The 16687-nt window shown below is 64.7% G+C and carries 11 protein-coding genes; 3 read left to right on the top strand and 8 right to left on the bottom strand.

The window, feature by feature from the left end; translation table 11 throughout:
* Positions 1-64 precede the first annotated feature (64 nt).
* Complete coding sequence (locus tag B3397_RS01380; protein ID WP_296246599.1) at positions 65-2113, top strand: TonB-dependent receptor family protein; 2049 nt, start codon at positions 65-67, stop codon at positions 2111-2113.
* 42 nt (positions 2114-2155) lie between these two features.
* Here the strand turns inward: B3397_RS01380 and B3397_RS01375 are convergent, their stop codons facing one another.
* From B3397_RS01375 to glnE, 8 genes are all read right to left on the bottom strand, one after another.
* Positions 2156-3586: a lipopolysaccharide kinase InaA family protein gene (locus B3397_RS01375; RefSeq protein WP_296246598.1), complete on the bottom strand. Its 1431-nt coding sequence runs from the start codon at positions 3584-3586 to the stop codon at positions 2156-2158.
* 374 nt (positions 3587-3960) lie between these two features.
* On the bottom strand, positions 3961-4713 hold the full coding sequence (locus tag B3397_RS01370) for a lipopolysaccharide kinase InaA family protein (RefSeq protein ID WP_296246572.1): 753 nt from the start codon (positions 4711-4713) through the stop codon (positions 3961-3963).
* 199 nt (positions 4714-4912) lie between these two features.
* Positions 4913-5647, bottom strand: coding sequence for a lipopolysaccharide kinase InaA family protein (locus B3397_RS01365; RefSeq protein WP_296246570.1), 735 nt, complete (start codon positions 5645-5647; stop codon positions 4913-4915).
* Positions 5647-6453 carry a lipopolysaccharide core heptose(I) kinase RfaP gene (gene rfaP / locus B3397_RS01360; RefSeq protein WP_296246567.1) on the bottom strand — a complete coding sequence of 269 codons (807 nt, stop codon included), beginning with the start codon at positions 6451-6453 and terminating at the stop codon, positions 5647-5649. Before rfaP ends, B3397_RS01365 begins: the two co-directional genes overlap by 1 nt.
* Complete coding sequence (locus B3397_RS01355) at positions 6450-7571, bottom strand: glycosyltransferase family 4 protein (RefSeq protein WP_296246566.1); 1122 nt, start codon at positions 7569-7571, stop codon at positions 6450-6452. Before B3397_RS01355 ends, rfaP begins: the two co-directional genes overlap by 4 nt.
* Positions 7571-8635, bottom strand: a complete 1065-nt coding sequence (waaC, locus tag B3397_RS01350) for a lipopolysaccharide heptosyltransferase I (protein ID WP_296246564.1) — start codon at positions 8633-8635, stop codon at positions 7571-7573. Before waaC ends, B3397_RS01355 begins: the two co-directional genes overlap by 1 nt.
* Position 8636: 1 nt before the next feature.
* Positions 8637-9686 carry a lipopolysaccharide heptosyltransferase II gene (gene waaF / locus B3397_RS01345; RefSeq protein WP_296246562.1) on the bottom strand — a complete coding sequence of 350 codons (1050 nt, stop codon included), beginning with the start codon at positions 9684-9686 and terminating at the stop codon, positions 8637-8639.
* Positions 9687-9854: 168 nt separating this feature from the next.
* Complete coding sequence (gene glnE / locus B3397_RS01340; protein WP_296246559.1) at positions 9855-12953, bottom strand: bifunctional [glutamate--ammonia ligase]-adenylyl-L-tyrosine phosphorylase/[glutamate--ammonia-ligase] adenylyltransferase; 3099 nt, start codon at positions 12951-12953, stop codon at positions 9855-9857.
* A 381-nt stretch (positions 12954-13334) separates the two neighbouring features.
* On the opposite strand from glnE, the gene aceE reads away from it, so the two are divergent.
* Together aceE and B3397_RS01330 are read left to right on the top strand one after the other, a co-directional pair.
* On the top strand, positions 13335-15980 hold the full coding sequence (gene aceE / locus B3397_RS01335; RefSeq protein ID WP_296246557.1) for a pyruvate dehydrogenase (acetyl-transferring), homodimeric type: 2646 nt from the start codon (positions 13335-13337) through the stop codon (positions 15978-15980).
* A gap of 11 nt (positions 15981-15991) precedes the next feature.
* The coding region (locus B3397_RS01330; RefSeq protein WP_296246556.1) for a biotin/lipoyl-containing protein at positions 15992-16687 on the top strand (696 nt) is incomplete at its 3' end.

The following is a 16687-nucleotide window of genomic DNA, read 5'->3' as shown; positions in this document are numbered from 1 at the left end:
CTGCGTGCGTCCACCTTCTTGTCTTACCTTGCTGGCGCTGGCCAGTGTTGCCAGTGTTGCCAGTGTGCGATTGGCTGTTGCCGATACGCCGGTGATCGTGCTCGATTCCAGCGTGGTCAGCGGCTCGCGCAGTGCCAGTGAAACCTTCGACCTGCCCTTCTCCGTCGACAGCATCAGCCGCGAGCAGATCAGCGACGGACAACTGGGTATCAACGCCTCCGAAGTGCTGCAACGGGTACCGGGGCTGGTGGTGCAGAACCGCCAGAACTACGCCCAGGACCTGCAGATTTCCTCCCGTGGTTTTGGCGCCCGGTCGGCCTTCGGGGTGCGGGGCATCAAGCTGATCGCCGACGGTATTCCGGCCAGCACGCCGGACGGCCAGGGCCAGGCGGCGACGTTCAACCTGGACACCGCCGAGCGTATCGAGGTGCTGCGCGGGCCGGCGGCGACGCTGTATGGCAGCAATGCCGGCGGGGTGATCCAGATGTTCTCCCGCGACGGCGAGGGCGCGCCGCGTGTGGGCGCCGAAACCTTGATCGGCAGTGACGGCATGAGCAAGAACCACCTGACCGCCGAGGGTGCGGTGGAGGGCGCAGGTTTCGTGCTGGATGCCTCGCGCATGGACACCGACGGTTACCGCGACCACAGCGCCGCGCGGCGTGACCAGACCTTTGCCAAGGTCAACCTCAAGCCCGACGACGACAGCAAGCTGGCGCTGATCTACAGCAGCCTGGAGCAGAACGGTACCCAGGACCCATTGGGCCAGACCTGGCAGGCGTACAAGGACGACCCGCGCTGGGTGGCCAGCAACGCCTTGACCTACAACACCCGCAAGAGCATTGACCATCAGCAACTGGGCATGAACTACGAGCGCTCTGTCGGCGAGGCCACCTTGCAGGTCAATGCCTATGGCGGGCGACGTAGTGTGATTCAGTACCTGTCGATCCCCAAGGGCACCCCGGCCAATGCCCGCGGTGGCGGCGTGGTGGACTTCGATCGGCAGTTCTACGGCGGCAGTGTGCGTTGGTTGCAGCCGATCAGCAGCGCGCCGGGCGAACTGACGATGATCGCCGGGCTGGATTACGACCAGAGCCAGGATGACCGCCATGGTTATCAGAACTTCGTGGGCGACACCCTGGGGGTGAAGGGCTCGTTGCAGCGGGATGAAATCGACACCGCGACCAGCCTCGATCCCTTCGTGCAGGCCAACTGGCTGCTGGGGAACTGGACCTTCCAGGCGGGCGTGCGCCACAGCAGCATGAAGCTGGACGTGGACGACAAGTTCCTGAGCAACGGCGACGCCAGTGGTGACAAGACCTACCAGAAGACCACGCCCTCGGTGAGCGCGATGTATGCCTTCACGCCGACGCTGAATGGCTATGTGAGCATGGGCAGCGGATTCGAAACGCCGACTCAGGCGGAACTGGCGTATGCGCCGGGGAGTGTCGAGGGGTTCAACTTTGCGCTGGATCCGTCCACCAGCAAGCAGATCGAGGTGGGCGTCAAGGCGCTGCTGGGCGAAGGGACCCGGGTCAATGCGGCGCTGTTTCAGATCGTCACCGAGGATGAGTTGGTGGTGGCGGAATCCAATGGCGGGCGCACCAGTTATCAGAATGCCGGGCGCACCTTGCGCCGCGGTTTCGAGTTGGGTGTGCAGAGCCAGTTGAGCGAGCAATGGAGCACGCAGCTGGCCTACACCTGGTTGCAGGCGCGTTATGACGATGACTTCGTCAGTGGCAGCGGCGCGACGGCCAAGGCGGTGGACAAGGGCAACTATCTGCCGGGGGTGCCGCGCACCACGCTGTTTGGTGAGCTGAAGTGGCAGCCGCGCGACTGGGTGAGTACCGCGCTGGAAGGCATGTATCGCAGCGAAGTGTTCGTTGAGGACACCAACGCGGCGAAGCCGGCACCGGCCTATGCGGTGTTCAACTGGCGGGCGCGGTTCGAGCAGCGGGTGGAACATTGGACGTTCCATCAGACGCTGCGGCTGGATAACCTGCTGGACCGGCAGTATGTGGGGTCGGTGATTGTGGGGGATGGCAACAACCGGTATTACGAGGCCGCGCCGGGGCGGGCGTGGTATGCGGGGGTTGGGGTCGAGTATGGCTTTTGAGGGCGGGGGTGAGGCGCCCTTTCGCCCCGGACCCCACAACCATCACCCCAACCGCGCCTCCAGCACTGCACGCAACCCGCTGCCCTCTGGCCAGTTCCGCAACAGCCGTTCGCGGTCTCGCTGATGGGCGGCAGCAAAGCTGGCGTCGCTGCCGTGCTGTTGCATGGCGTCCAGGTCGATCAGCGCCCACTGGCCGGCGTGCCAGAACAGGTTGTGGCCCTTGAGATCACCGTGGCTGATGCGTTCGGCCACCAGCCGCGCGAACAGGTGCTCCAAGGTCTGCAACTGCTCTTCCGGGACTTCGCCGCTGTCGACGTAGGGGGCGAAGCTTTCGATCAGGTCGGGCGCGTTCAGGTGTTCGGTGACCAGATAGGCTTCGCGGCGCAGCCATAGCACGCGCTTTTCCAGTACTGCGAGGGGTTTGGGCGTGGCGATGCCGAGAAACAGCAGGCGGTTGCCCTCTACCCAGGAATGCCAGGCGCGGCTGGGGCGCCAGAAGCGTTTGCAGGCGTGCAGGAAATTCTTGATGTTGTAGCGTTTGATCAGCAGGTCGCGGCCGTCCAGTTGCACCCGGCCGACGGTGGCGGCGCCGCCGGTCTTGTAGACATGGCCCTGGTCGAGCAAGGCGTCGGCGTTGTCCAGCGCTCCTTGCAAGCCTGGGGTTTCGTCACGGCGCACGGCGCGCAATTGCGATGCGCCGCGCTGGACGCAGAACAGGCTGCACTCGCGGCCCACCTTGGCCAGGTAGTCGCGCAGACGCCAGGCGCGGACCTTGTCGATCTGTTTTTGCAGCGCTTCCATGGGCAGGCCATGCTCGCCGTTGGCCAGCAGGTAGTGGACCAGCAGTTCTTCGGTGAACGGGGCCAGGTTGCTGGGCAGCTGGGCGAAGAAGACGCCGAGGTTTTCCAGCACCTTGTTTCGCGACAGGGGCCGTCCGGCCTGTTCGGCCTGGATGCCGGCGCCGTCGATCAGGTACAGGCGGTTGGCGTATTGCAGCAGGTTGTCCAGGTGCAGGTCTTCCTGCCACAGGCCCTTGGCGTGCATGTGGGCGATGGCGCCCAGGGCTTGGCCGAGTACGGCGGTTTGTTCGTCGGCCAGGGGTGGCAGGGATTCGACGTCGGCCCAGTCATCGGCCAGGCTGCGGGCGCCTTCCAGGTATTCGAACAGCAGCCAGCCGCCCTCGCCTTCCTGCAGGCCGTCGGCGAGCAGTTGCGGGGTGGTCAGGCCTTGTTCGGCGAGCAGGCGCACGCCGTTGAGTTCGCGCTGGAAATGGCGTGGGGCCTTGCCGCCTACCAGCAGTTTGGCCAGCACCGTGCGACCACGCCAGACGCCGGCGCCGACGTAGCGTTGGCCCGGCAGCACGCGCAGCAGGGTGAACAGTTGCAGCTCGGCCGGGCCGGCGGCATCGGCGAGCTGGATGTTCAGCGGCAGCGCCGGGGCGCGGCCGGCCTGGGTGAGTTCGGACAGGCGCATCATTGGGGCTCCTGGTGGGGGGTGGCCGTAGGTGTGGCGGTGTTTGCGCGGGCGCCATCGCGGGCAGAGCCCGCTCCCACAGGGGATTGGGGTACAGCTGTCGATATGGTGTCGCCCTTGCCGGCGCCTTCGCGGCTGCACGCCGCTCCTACAGGGGGTTTATCGTGCACCATAGATCCCCTGTAGGAGCGGCGTGCAGCCGCGATGGGGCCGGCCGCCGCCCCACAAACCCCACAGGCGTCCCACAATCCCCTGTGGGAGCGGGCTCTGCCCGCGATGGGGCCGGTGCATTCCACATCTGATCCTGGAGATAACGCAAACCCCCTGTAGGAGCGGCGTGCAGCCGCGAAGGGGCCGGCATGGGCGACACACATCTACCGGGTTTCCTTGTGGCTGCGGCGGCGGCTCAGGCGTTGCAGCCAGGTGTCGACCTGGGGGCTGGTGTCGGGTTGGGCCAGGTAGGCGCCCAGCAGCACGCGAATGTCGGCGGTCTGCCAGCGCGGCGCGCGACGCAGCAGGGGTTCGAGGTCCTTGGCGCGGTCGCGTTGGCCGAACAGCAGCGGACGGGTTTTCTCCAGGTCGATCAACTGCGCCTGATACCCACTGGCCGTGGCGCGCAGGAAGATGTGTTTGGGGTAGAAGCAGCCGTGCACCTGACCGGCCGAGTGCAGGATGCGGCCCAGTTCGCCGCAGGCCACCAGAATGGCGTGGCGGTTCTGGGTCGACAGGCTGGGCCATTGTTGCAGCAGCGTATCGAGGTCGGCCCAGCCGTCCAGGGCGCGGGTCATGAGCATGGCGTGGGTGTCGCCCTGAACCTGGCGTTGGCCGTAGAACACTGCCTGCAGCGCTGGAATACCAAGCTTGCGGTAGCGGCTGATGTTGCGAAACTCCCGGGCGAACGTGGGCTCGCCGAAGGGCTTGGCCAAGGTGCGGGTCAGGTAGTTGCTCTGGCGCTTGAGGTAGAAACCGCGGCCTTCCAGTTCCAGGCGGAAGACGCTGCTCCAGCCGCCGCGGCCGGTGTTGGGTTCGTCGACGGCGTCGAGTTGCAGGTGCCAGAGGGCGTCGAAATTGGCCAGGTTGTGGCGTTCGAGCAGGGGCCGATCTTCGGGAGCGATGAAGTCGGTCATGGGTGGGCCTCGACGGGATTTGGGGTGAATGGTCCCCTCACCCCAGCCCTCTCCCTGAGGGAGAGGGGGCTAGAAGCGGGTTGCGTGGGGGAGCGGGGGCCAGGAGCGGGATTTGGGGGGAATGGTCCCCTCACCCCGGCCCTCTCCCTGGGGGAGAGGGAGTTAGAAGCGGAGTGCGTGGAGGGGTGGAGGGAGCGGGTCATTCTCGGCCCTCGAAGAATTTGACGATTTTGCGTACGCGGGCCTTGTCCGAGGGGTTGAGGCGGTCGCGGCGGCGGTATTGCAGGTAGAAGCGCAGGCGCTGGGTGTTGGACAGCTCGCGTTTGCCCAGTTTGTCCAGGCAGGCCAGGTCCTTGATGATGCGGTAGCGCAGCATGAAGCTCCACCAGAACGCGCCGTTGGGGCAATCGATGAAATACAGCACGTCGTGGTCGTCTACCAGCAGGTTGCGCCACTTCAGGTCGTTGTGGGTGAAGTGGTTGTCGTGCAGCGTTCGCGTGTGCTGAGCCAGCTGGCGGCTGATGTGATCGACCCAGGCGCGATTCTTCAGCCGGGGGTCGCCGGTCAGGGCCAAGTGATGCAGGTCTTCGGTGTTGGGCAGCTCGCGAGTGATCAGGGCGCCGCGGTCGTAGCTGGCGCCGTTGCGCTCCAGCCCCCAGGCCACCACTTCGGCGGTGGGGATGCCCCACTTGGCGAAGCGCTTGAGGTTCTGCCATTCGGACTTCACCCGTGGCTTGCCCAGGTGCGCGCGCAAGCCCTTGCCGGCACCGACGTAGCGCTTGACGTAATAGTTGACCCCGCCCCGCTCCACCCGCACCACCTCGGACAGCGGATCGCGGGTCAGGCGCTCGCCGGTCAGGGCGAACACCGCGTCCAGGCTGCCGAAATCGGCGTGCAGGTGCTCGTAACCCGGTTCCAGGTTCCAACCCGCCATCAGAGGGCGTCCCCGTAGCGTTGCTTGCGCTCGTACAATTTGTTCGCCTTGCCGTCGAGCCAGCCGAGCAGCGCGGCTTCTTGCTTGAGCACGCTGCGCAGGGGCTGCTGAAAATAATCGCGCACGAAGCGCAGCTTGTCGCGGCGGGTCAGACCGATGTCCAGCGCCGAGAAATACAGCGCCGCCAGGTCCTTGTTGCGCCAGCGGCGGGTGATCTGCGGGCGCACCTGGGCGCGGTGCAGATCGATCACCGACAGTTTGAAGTCGTCTGCCGTGACCGGTTTTTCGGTGTGCAGCAGGAAGTGGCAGATGTAGCAATCGCGGTGGTTGACCCCGGCGCGGTGCATCATGCCGACCATGCGCGCCACCTCGGCGATCAGCGCGCGCTTGAGCCGTGGCTCGGGCGGTTGTCGGGCCCAGTCCAGGCTCAGGACTTCCAGATCGGTGGTGGGCGCCAGCTCTTCCGTGATGATGAACGAGTGCTGGTCGGCCGGGTTGCTGCCGCGCTCGCCGTAGGCCACCGCAGTCATGGTGGGCACGCCGGCCTCGGTCAGACGCTGGATCGCCTGCCACTCCTGGCCGGCGCCCAACACCGGCAGTTTGGCGGTGAGCAGGTTCTTGGCAATTTCGGCCCAGCCGATGCCGCGGTGGATCTTGACGAAGTAGCCACGCCCGTCGACCTCGGTGCGCAGGGTACGGCGTGCTTCGAGCTCGCGGTAGACCACGCCTTGCAAGGCTTCCACGGCCTGGAACGGGTCGCGCCCGGCCCACAGGCTCTGGAAAGGCTCGGCCAGGATCACTTTCATGAACGCGGCTCCAGAATCACGTCGGCCGCGTGCTGCGGCATGCTGTAGATGTCGGCGCTGTCGGCGAACAGCAGGCCATTGGCGGCCCAGGCCGCGCGTGCACTGTCGTCTTCGAGCATGCGTTGCAGGTAGCGGTTGAGTTCTTCCTGCTCGAACGGTTCGCTGAGCACCAGGCCGCCGTCGGCTTCGGCGATGTAATGGGCATAGCCGCACACCGCCGACACCAGCACCGGCAAGCCTGCCACCAGGGCTTCGAGCAGCACCGTGCCGGTGTTCTCGTTGTAGGCCGGGTGAATCAGCAGGTCGGCCCCGAGCAGGAATCGGGGAATGTCGCTGCGGCCCTTGAGGAACTGTACCCGGTCGCCCAGGCCCAGGGCCGCGCTCTGCACCTGGAACAATTTGGGATCGTCCTGACCGATGACCATCAACCGCACCCGTTTGCGCAGGCCGCTGGGCAAGGCCGCCACGGCTTTGAGGGTGCGGTCCACGCCCTTGGTCTTGAACCCGGAGCCAATCTGCACCAGCAGCAGTTCATCGTCTTCAAGCATGAACTCGCCCCGGAATTCGGCGCGGATCAAGGCGGCGTTCGGCGGTGCGCGGCGGTCGTGGGAGATGCCGGGGGGCAGCAGGTGGAAGCGTTCCAGGGGCGTGTCGTAGTGCTTGATGAACAGCGGTTGCTGCACTTCGGAAATCATCAGCACTTCGGTCCTGGCATCGCGGGCGAACACCGCGCGCTCGTAGTCGGCGAAGTGCTTGTAGCGCCCCCAGTAACGGTACAGCGAGTGCCGCAGGTTCTGCGCCTTGTCTTCGTAGCAGCCGTCGGCAGCGTAGTAGACGTCCAGGCCAGGCATCTTGTTGAAGCCCACCAGGCGGTCGACCGGACGCTTGGCCAGGTCGGCCTGCATCCAGCTCAGCAGCTTTTCGTTGCGCCTGTGGTTGAAGAAGGCCTTGACCGGGGCCACCAGCACTTCGAAGCCCGGCGGTACCTCGCCTTCCCAGATCAGCGTATAGACGCGGATGCTGTGGCCGCGTTGCTGACACTCCAGGGCGATGCGCATGAAGTCGCGCTGCAGGCCACCGAAGGGAAAGTATTTGTAGAGCACGAATGCCAGTTGCATCAACGAAGATCCTCGGCCAGTAACACGGCGCTCAGTCGGCTTGCCACGCGCTCGGGATTGAGCCGGGTGAAACACAGCGGCCACTCGCGTTTGAGATCGAACCGACGCTGGTCTTCCGGCGTCGGCTGATAGGTACATTTCTTTTGCATGCACGGTGCGCACGGGGGGAAGTCGCTGGCCAGGTGGATCTGGCCCTTGCCGTAGGCACCGGTGAGCCCGACGTTGGTGGGGCCGAACAGTGAAAGGGTCGGCACGTCCAGCGCGGCGGCCAGGTGGCCCAGGCCAGTGTCCACCGCGACGCAGGCGCGGGCTTCGGCCAACGTCTGTGCCACCCCTGCCAGGTTCAATTTGGGCAGTACCACGCAGTTTTTCAAGCCGGCGGCAATGCGCTGGGCGCGAGCCTGCTCGGCGGCATTGCCCCACGGCAGGCGTACTTGAATGTGCGCGGCGGCCAGACGCTCGGCCAGTTCACGCCAGTAGATTTCCGGCCAGTGCTTGGTGTCCCAGGTGGTGCCATGCAGGAACACCACGAATGCCGGGCCGGGGACCAGGTCGCGCCATTGCAGGCGGTTCAGGCCGTAGTCGCCCAGGCCTTTGGGCAGGTCATAGCCCAGGGCCAGGGCGAACAGTTGGCGCACCCGCTCCACCGCGTGTTGACCACGGCCCACCGCCAGACGTCTGTCGTAGAAGCGGCTGGCCAGGCCTTCGCGGGCCGAGCCCTTGTCCAGGCCAGCCACTGGCGCGCTCACCAGCTTGGTCAGCCAGGCGCTTTTGAGCAGGCCCTGGGCGTCGATCACCAGGTCGTAGCGTTGCGCTCGCAGACGCTGGCGCAAGCGTTTGAGCTCGCCGCTCTTGATGGTTTCCCAGAGGTTCTTGCGCCAGCGGCGGATGGCCACGGGAATCACGTTGTCCACCGCCGGGTGCCATTTGGGCAGCTCGGCGAAGCCCTCCTCCACCACCCAGTCGAAGCGAATGCCGGGGATGGCCCGCGCTGCGTCGGTGAGCGCCGGGAGGGTATGGATGACGTCGCCCATGGACGAGGTCTTGATCAGCAATACCCGCAATTCATTCCGCCTTGACTGTCAGTTCGACCGTGGCCGGGCCTTCCATGTGCTGGAGGGCGTCGGCAACCCGCTGGGGTTCCAGCAGGCGCAGGCAATTGTAGTGGCCAAAGCGGCAGGTGCGGTCGAAACATGGGCTGCAATCCAGGCCCAGGCGCACCACTTCGACCTTTTCCGCCAGCGGCGGGGTAAAACCGGGGGATGTGGAGCCGTACACCGCCACCAGGGGGCGGTTGAGCGCGGCGGCGACGTGCATCAGGCCGGAGTCGTTGGACACCACGGCGTCAGCGCAGGACATCAGGTCGATGGCCTCGGCCAGGGCGGTTTCGCCACTGAGGTTATAGGCTTCTTCGCGCAGGCCCGGGATCAGGCGGTCGCGGATGGCCTCGCCGACGGGAAAGTCTTTCCTGGAGCCGAACAGCCATACCTGCCAGCCTTCGCGGATCTTGATCTCGGCCACTTCGGCGTAGTGCTCGGAGGGCCAACGCTTGGCTTCACCGAACTCGGCACCGGGGCACAGGGCGAGCACGGGGCGATCCAGGGCCAGGCCGAACTTGACCAGGGCGGCGTCGCGGCTGGCGGGGTCAATGCGCAGTTCCGGCCGTGGGTACGGCTGGGGCAGCGTGGCGCCGGGCTCGAAGGCCAGGGCCATGAAGCGTTCGATCATCAGCGGGTAGCGGTCTTTGTCCAGCGCGCGCACGTCGTTGAGCAGGCCGTAGCGGAATTCGCCGCGCCAGCCGGTGCGTGTGGGGATACCGGCGAAGAACGGGACCAGGGCCGATTTCAGCGAGTTGGGCAGCAGGATGGCTTGATCGTATTGGCCCTTGAGGCTTTTGCCGATACGCCTGCGGGTCGCCAGCTCCAGCGCGCCGTGGCCGAGCGGAAAGCTCAAGGCCTGACGGACTTCGGGCATGCGTTCCAGGATCGGCCGGCTCCATTCGGGGGCCAGGACGTCGATCAGGCACGCGGGGTGACGCTGTTTCAGGCACTGGAACAGGGTTTGTGCCATTACCATGTCACCGACCCAGCTGGGCCCAATGATCAGAATTCTCATAGTTTTCCAGAAATTGAACCTTGGATCTTGTGGTGCCTGGTAGGACGCTTTCGCGGCTTTTACGCCGCTCCTACAGGGGGCTGTGGGCGGCGGTCGGCGGCGCAGGCGTCGGTTGGGCACCTTTGCAGCTTGGAGCTTGTGGCGTCTGGGTGGACGTCTTCGCGGCTTTTACGCCGCGCCTACAGGGGGGGTGCTGAGTCCCAAACTTTGCCATATCCGCATCACTTCGCGGCGCTCGGCGCTGAACTGATCGCCGGCGATGACTCCGGCCTGTTTCTGCAGCGCCTGGCGGTGGGCGGCGGAGCGGTAGGCCTTGTAGGCTTCGCGCAGCAATCCGGCATCGGCGGCGGGCAACAGGCCGGCCTGTTCCAGGCCTTCCAGAATGCGAATGTTATCGGTGTATTGCAGCAAGGCCGGGTGTTTGTCCGACCACGCCAGAGCCGCGTATTGCACCATAAATTCGATATCGACGATACCTCCGGCGTCCTGCTTGACGTCGAAGGGCACGCCCGCGTCGAAGGCATTGGCGCCCAGGCCGGCCGTGGTCAGGCGGGTGCCCAGGTTGTCGCGCATCTTGGCGCGCATCTCGCTGACCTCCGCGCGCAGCTTGTCCAGGTCCCGCGTGCGGCCCAGCACCTGCGCCCGCACCTGCTCGAACGCGGCACCGGTCTGGCGACAGCCCACCAGCACCCGGGCGCGCACCAGCGCCTGGTGCTCCCAGGTCCAGGCCTCGTTTTCCTGATAGCGGGCAAATGCCGCCACCGAACTCACCAGCAGCCCCGCCGCGCCCGAGGGCCGCAGGCGCATGTCTACGTCATACAGCTGGCCCGAGTTGGTCTGCGCAGTGAGCAGGTGAATGATGCGCTGGCCCAGGCGGGTGAAGAACTGCGCGCTGTCGATCGGCTTGGCACCGTCGGTTTCGGCGTTGGGGTCGCCGTCGTGGATGAACACCAGGTCCAGGTCCGAGCCATGACCCAACTCGATGCCGCCCACCTTGCCGTAGCCGACGATGACGAAACCGGGGTCGCAGTCCGAACCGTCCGGGCGCTTGGGCACGCCATGGCGCGCCACGGTCTGGCGCCAGGCCAGGGCCAATACCTGCTCGAGGATGGCTTCGGCCAGCCAGGTCAGGTAGTCGCTGACTTTCATCAAGGGCAACGCCCCGACGATTTCCGAGGCTGCCACGCGCAGATTGTGTGCCAGCTTGAAGTGGCGCAGCGCCTCCATCTGCTGTTCCAGGTCGTCCTCGGGGATGCGTGTCAGCCGCTCGCGCAATTCGGCGGCCAACTCGGGTGCCAGCGGCGGGTTGAACAGCCGTGCTTCGTTGAGCAATTCGTCGAGCAGCAGAGGAAAGCGCGCGATCTGTTCGGCGATCCACGGGCTGGCCGCGCACAGGGTCAGCAGACGGCGCAGGGCGTCGGGGTTTTCGGTCAGCAGCACCAGATAGGCGGAGCGTCTGGCTACCGCCTCCACCAGCGGCAGTACACGTTCGAGCACCAGGTCCGGGTCGACGTGTTCCACGGCCTGGGCCAGCAACCGGGGAATGAAGGCGTCCAATCGCTCTCGCCCCAGGCGCTGCATGGCGCGCAACTGTGGGCTGGCGCGTAGGTCTTCAAGGCGCTTGAGGGCCTTGGCCGGGTCATTGAAACCGGCGGTATACAGCTGGCGGCACGCCACGTCCTGATCCTGGCTGTCTTCCCAGAGCGGCAGCCATTCGCCGCCCACTATTTCTTCCTTGGGCACGTCGGCTTCTTCATCCGGATCGGCAATCAATTCGCCGAAGTGCCAGGCGGTGCGCTCGCGCCATTGCATCAGTCGTTGATGGAAGGAGGCCCAGTCGGTGAAGCCCATCATGAAGGCGATGCGGGCGCGGTCCTGATCACCGTCCGGGAGCATCTGCGTCTGGCGGTCGGCGATGGCCTGGATGGCATGTTCGGTGTAGCGCAAGAATTCATAACCGTCGCGCAGTTCGGCGATCACCGCTGCGGGCAGGTAGCCCTGCCCTTCCAGGGTGGCCAGCACCTTGAGCAACGGCCGCTGCTGCAGGCTCAGGTCGCGCCCGCCGTGGATCAGTTGGAAGGCCTGGGCGATGAACTCCACCTCGCGAATGCCACCCGAACCCAGCTTGATATTGTCGGCCATGCCCTTGCGCCGCACTTCCTGCTGGATCAGCTGCTTCATGGTGCGCAGCGCTTCGATGGCGGAGAAGTCCAGGTACCGGCGATAGACGAACGGGCGCAGCATGTCGAGCAACTGGGCACCGGCTTGCTGATCACCGGCGACTACCCGGGCCTTGATCATGGCGTAGCGTTCCCAGTCGCGGCCCTGGTCCTGGTAGTACTGCTCCAGGGCGTTGAAGCTCAGCACCAGCGCCCCGGATGAACCGTAGGGACGCAGGCGCATGTCGACACGGAACACGAAGCCGTCGACGGTGATCGGGTCCAGGGCCTTGATCAGGCGTTGGCCCAGGCGGATGAAGAACTCCTGGTTGTCCAGCGGACGTTTCGCCCCTTCGGTTTCGCCGCCTTCGGGGTAGGCGAAAATCAGGTCGATGTCCGATGACAGGTTCAGCTCCACCGCGCCGAGCTTGCCCATACCCAGCACCACCATGTGCTGGGGCTGCCCGCTGCGACGGCCCATGGGCGTGCCGAACTGCTGGCAGTGCCGCAGGTAGAGCCATTGGTAGGCCTGGTCGATGCAGGCATCGGCCATGTCGGAGAGGTCGCGGCAGGTCTGGATCAGGTCGGCCTGGCGGGTGAGGTCGCGCCAGATGATGCGGATTTGATGGCGAGCGCGTTGGCGGCGCAGGGCGCGGGCGAGTTCGTCTTCAGTGGCAGCCTGGGACACGGCGGCGGCGATCTGGGCGCAGAGTTCGCCGGGGGCGAAGGCGCGGTCCAGATCGCCGCTGGCGGCCAGGTCCAGAAGCAGGACGGGGTTCTGGGTGGCCTGCTGGAGCACGAAGTCGCTGGCGGCAGTGACCCGGTCCCATTGCAGCCAGCGGTCGGGGGACCAGTCGGGTTGTGTGGGGACTGGGAGGGCCTCATCGCGGGTAGAACCCGCTCCCACAGGGGATTGGGGGGTGGCAAATGGGGGGGTGGGGTGGTCGGTCTGGGAATTGTGGGAGCGGGTTCTACCCGCGATGAGGCCGGCAGCAGCACCCTCACTCTCAGACTGAATCGCCCCCACAGCCGCCCTCAACGACTCCCGGTTGCGGGCCACCAGAGGCAGCAGAGCGGCCGGTATTTCGACCAGCAAAGGCAGATTCATGGTCTATCCTTGTGCGGCGTGACAGGCCCAGTAGAGGCCTGTATAGACAGGTGCATCTGTCCATAAAATGTCGAACAAAGGCGATTAATAGCTGTATCACGATTAAATTTGGCAGAAATCATCTACGGTCAACCCCGAAGGAATTATTTTTAACCTCTGGTACCGATCTATCTCACAACCTGACAAGAGGCCAAAAGCCTGTATCCTGTGCTTTTGCCCCGGCCCGCCACCTGCGAGGGCATGAAAAGGGCAATGATTTGTAGTAAAACTACACGACGCCGGAAACTCACCGGTCATCCAAGAATTCAATATCGTCTGCCCACAAGGCCAGTCGCAAACTCAGGCTTCGATTCTGGAAGCCTTTCCGCCCTGGAGCAAGCCATGCAAGACCTCGATCCCGTCGAAACCCAGGAATGGCTGGATGCCCTGGAGTCGGTCCTCGACAAAGAAGGCGAAGACCGCGCTCACTACCTGATGACCCGCATGGGCGAGTTGGCCACCCGCAGTGGTTCACAACTTCCCTACGCCATCACCACGCCGTACCGCAACACCATCCCCGTCACCCACGAAGCACGCATGCCTGGCGACCTGTTCATGGAACGCCGCATTCGCTCGTTGGTGCGTTGGAACGCGCTGGCGATGGTGGTGCGCACCAACCTGCGCGACCCAGACCTGGGCGGCCACATTTCCAGCTTCGCCTCCAGCGCGACCCTGTACGACATCGGCTTCAACTACTTCTTCCAGGCACCGACCGACGAGCACGGCGGCGACCTGATCTACTTCCAGGGCCACGCTTCGCCTGGCGTCTACGCACGCGCCTTCATGGAAGGTCGCATCAGCGAAGACCAGATGAACAACTTCCGCCAGGAAGTGGACGGCAAGGGCCTGTCCTCGTATCCGCACCCGTGGCTGATGCCTGACTTCTGGCAGTTCCCGACCGTTTCCATGGGCCTGGGCCCGATCCAGGCCATCTACCAGGCACGCTTCATGAAGTACCTGGAAGCGCGCGGCTACATTCCTGCCGGCAAGCAGAAGATCTGGTGCTTCATGGGCGACGGCGAGTGCGACGAGCCCGAATCCCTGGGCGCGATCTCCCTGGCGGGCCGCGAGAAGCTGGACAACCTGATCTTCGTCATCAACTGCAACCTGCAGCGCCTCGACGGCCCGGTGCGCGGCAACGGCAAGATCATCCAGGAACTCGAAGGCGTGTTCCGTGGCGGTGGCTGGAACGTCAACAAGGTGGTGTGGGGCCGTTTCTGGGACCCACTGCTGGCCAAGGACGTCGACGGCATCCTGCAGCGGCGCATGGACGAAGTCATCGACGGCGAGTACCAGAACTACAAGGCCAAGGACGGCGCGTTCGTCCGTGAGCACTTCTTCAACACCCCGGAACTCAAGGCCATGGTCGCCGACCTGTCCGACGACGAGATCTGGAAGCTCAACCGTGGTGGCCACGACCCGTACAAGGTCTATGCGGCCTACCACCAGGCTGTGAACCACAAGGATCAGCCGACCGTCATCCTGGCCAAGACCATCAAAGGCTACGGTACCGGTGCTGGCGAGGCGAAGAACACCGCGCACAACACCAAGAAGGTCGACGTCGACAGCCTGCGCAAATTCCGCGACCGCTTCGACATCCCGGTCAAGGACGACGAGCTGGAAAACCTGCCGTTCTTCAAGCCTGAAGAAGGCAGTGCCGAGGCCCGTTACCTGAGCGAGCGTCGTGCCGCCCTGGGTGGTTTCGTGCCGCAGCGCCGGGCCAAGAGCTTCAGCGTCCCGACGCCACCACTGGAAACCCTGAAGGCCATCCTGGATGGCTCGGGCGACCGTGAAATCTCCACCACCATGGCGTTCGTGCGCATCCTGTCGCAGTTGGTCAAGGACAAGGAGATCGGCCACCGCATCGTCCCGATCATCCCGGACGAAGCCCGTACCTTCGGTATGGAAGGCATGTTCCGCCAGCTGGGTATCTACTCCTCGGTCGGCCAGCTGTACGATCCGGTCGACAAGGACCAGGTGATGTTCTACCGCGAGGACAAGAAGGGCCAGATCCTCGAGGAAGGCATCAACGAAGCCGGCGCCATGTCGTCGTTCATCGCTGCCGGTACTTCGTACAGCAACCACAACCAGCCGATGCTGCCGTTCTACATCTTCTACTCGATGTTCGGTTTCCAGCGTATCGGCGACCTGGCCTGGGCCGCTGGCGACAGCCGTACCCGTGGCTTCCTGATCGGCGGCACCGCCGGCCGTACCACCCTGAACGGTGAAGGCCTGCAGCACGAAGACGGCCACAGCCATCTGCTGGCTGCGACCATTCCGAACTGCCGCACCTATGACCCTACCTACGGCTACGAGCTGGCGGTGATCATTCAGGACGGCATGAAGAAGATGACCGAAGAGCAACAGGACATCTTCTACTACATCACCGTGATGAACGAAGCCTACACCCAGCCAGCCATTCCGGCCGGCGCCGAGGAAGGCATCATCAAGGGCATGTACCTGCTCGAGGAAGACACCAAGGAAGCGGCGCACCACGTCCAGTTGCTGGGCTCGGGCACCATCCTGCGTGAAGTCCGCGAAGCGGCGAAGATCCTGCGCGAAGAGTTCAACATCGGCGCCGACGTGTGGAGCGTCACCAGCTTCAACGAACTGCGTCGCGACGGCCTGGCCGTCGAGCGTGCCAACCGCCTGCATCCGGGGCAGAAGCCGCAGACCACCTACGTCGAAGAGTGCCTGAGCGGCCGTAAAGGCCCGGTCATCGCCTCCACCGACTACATGAAGTTGTTCGCAGAGCAGATCCGTCAGTGGGTTCCTTCCAAGGAATTCAAGGTCCTGGGTACCGATGGTTTCGGTCGCAGCGACAGCCGCAAGAAGCTGCGTCACTTCTTCGAAGTGGACCGCAACTTCGTGGTGCTGGCTGCCCTGGAAGCCTTGGCAGATCGTGGCGACATCGAAGCGAAGGTGGTGGCCGAGGCCATCGCCAAGTTCGGTATCGACCCCGATAAACGCAACCCACTGGACTGCTGAGGAGATTTTTCGTGAGCGAACTCATTCGCGTACCTGACATCGGCAGCGGTGAAGGTGAAGTCATTGAATTGCTGGTCAAGGTCGGCGACCGCATCGAGGCTGAACAAAGCCTGCTGACGCTCGAATCCGACAAGGCCAGCATGGAAGTGCCGGCCCCCAAGGCTGGCGTGGTCAAGAGCATCAAGGTCAAGCTGGGCGACCGTCTGAAAGAAGGCGACGAACTGCTGGAGCTGGAAGTCGAAGGCGCTGAAGAAGCGCCCAAGGCTGAAGAGCCTGCGGCTGCACCCAAGCTGGAAGAGAAAGCCGAGGCCGCGCCTGCCGCTGCTCCGGCGGCTCCGGCGGCCGCTGCTTCGAGCCAGGACATCCACGTGCCGGACATCGGCTCGTCGGGCAAGGCGCAGATCATCGAGATTTCGGTGAAGGTCGGTGACACCGTGACGGCTGATCAGTCCCTGATCACGCTGGAGTCGGACAAGGCCAGCATGGAAATCCCTTCGCCGGCTGCCGGCGTGGTGGAAAGCATCAGCGTCAACCTGAACGACGAAGTCGGTACCGGTGACCTGATTCTCAAGCTCAAGGTCGAAGGCGCCGCTGCGCCGGCCGCTCCGGCAGCTCAAGCACCGGCTCCGGCCGCTGCCCAGAAGCCCGCTGAACAGCCGGCCGCCGCGCCTGCTGCCGACAGCGTGCAGGACATCCACGTGCCGGAC

Source organism: Pseudomonas sp. UBA4194, assembly GCF_002379585.1.
Taxonomy (GTDB): Bacteria; Pseudomonadota; Gammaproteobacteria; order Pseudomonadales; family Pseudomonadaceae; genus Aquipseudomonas.
This window is presented reverse-complemented; position numbering and strand designations above follow the sequence as displayed.

Excerpts from the sequence above, each read along its gene's own strand:
- B3397_RS01375 (WP_296246598.1), bottom strand. The coding sequence starts at position 3,586 with ATGCGCCTGTCCGAACTCACCCAGGCCGGCCGCGCCCCGGCGCTGCCG.
- B3397_RS01370 (WP_296246572.1), bottom strand. The coding sequence starts at position 4,713 with ATGACCGACTTCATCGCTCCCGAAGATCGGCCCCTGCTCGAACGCCAC.
- B3397_RS01365 (WP_296246570.1), bottom strand. The coding sequence starts at position 5,647 with ATGGCGGGTTGGAACCTGGAACCGGGTTACGAGCACCTGCACGCCGAT.
- rfaP (WP_296246567.1), bottom strand. The coding sequence starts at position 6,453 with ATGAAAGTGATCCTGGCCGAGCCTTTCCAGAGCCTGTGGGCCGGGCGC.
- B3397_RS01355 (WP_296246566.1), bottom strand. The coding sequence starts at position 7,571 with ATGCAACTGGCATTCGTGCTCTACAAATACTTTCCCTTCGGTGGCCTG.
- waaF (WP_296246562.1), bottom strand. The coding sequence starts at position 9,686 with ATGAGAATTCTGATCATTGGGCCCAGCTGGGTCGGTGACATGGTAATG.
- glnE (WP_296246559.1), bottom strand. The coding sequence starts at position 12,953 with ATGAATCTGCCTTTGCTGGTCGAAATACCGGCCGCTCTGCTGCCTCTG.
- aceE (WP_296246557.1), top strand. The coding sequence starts at position 13,335 with ATGCAAGACCTCGATCCCGTCGAAACCCAGGAATGGCTGGATGCCCTG.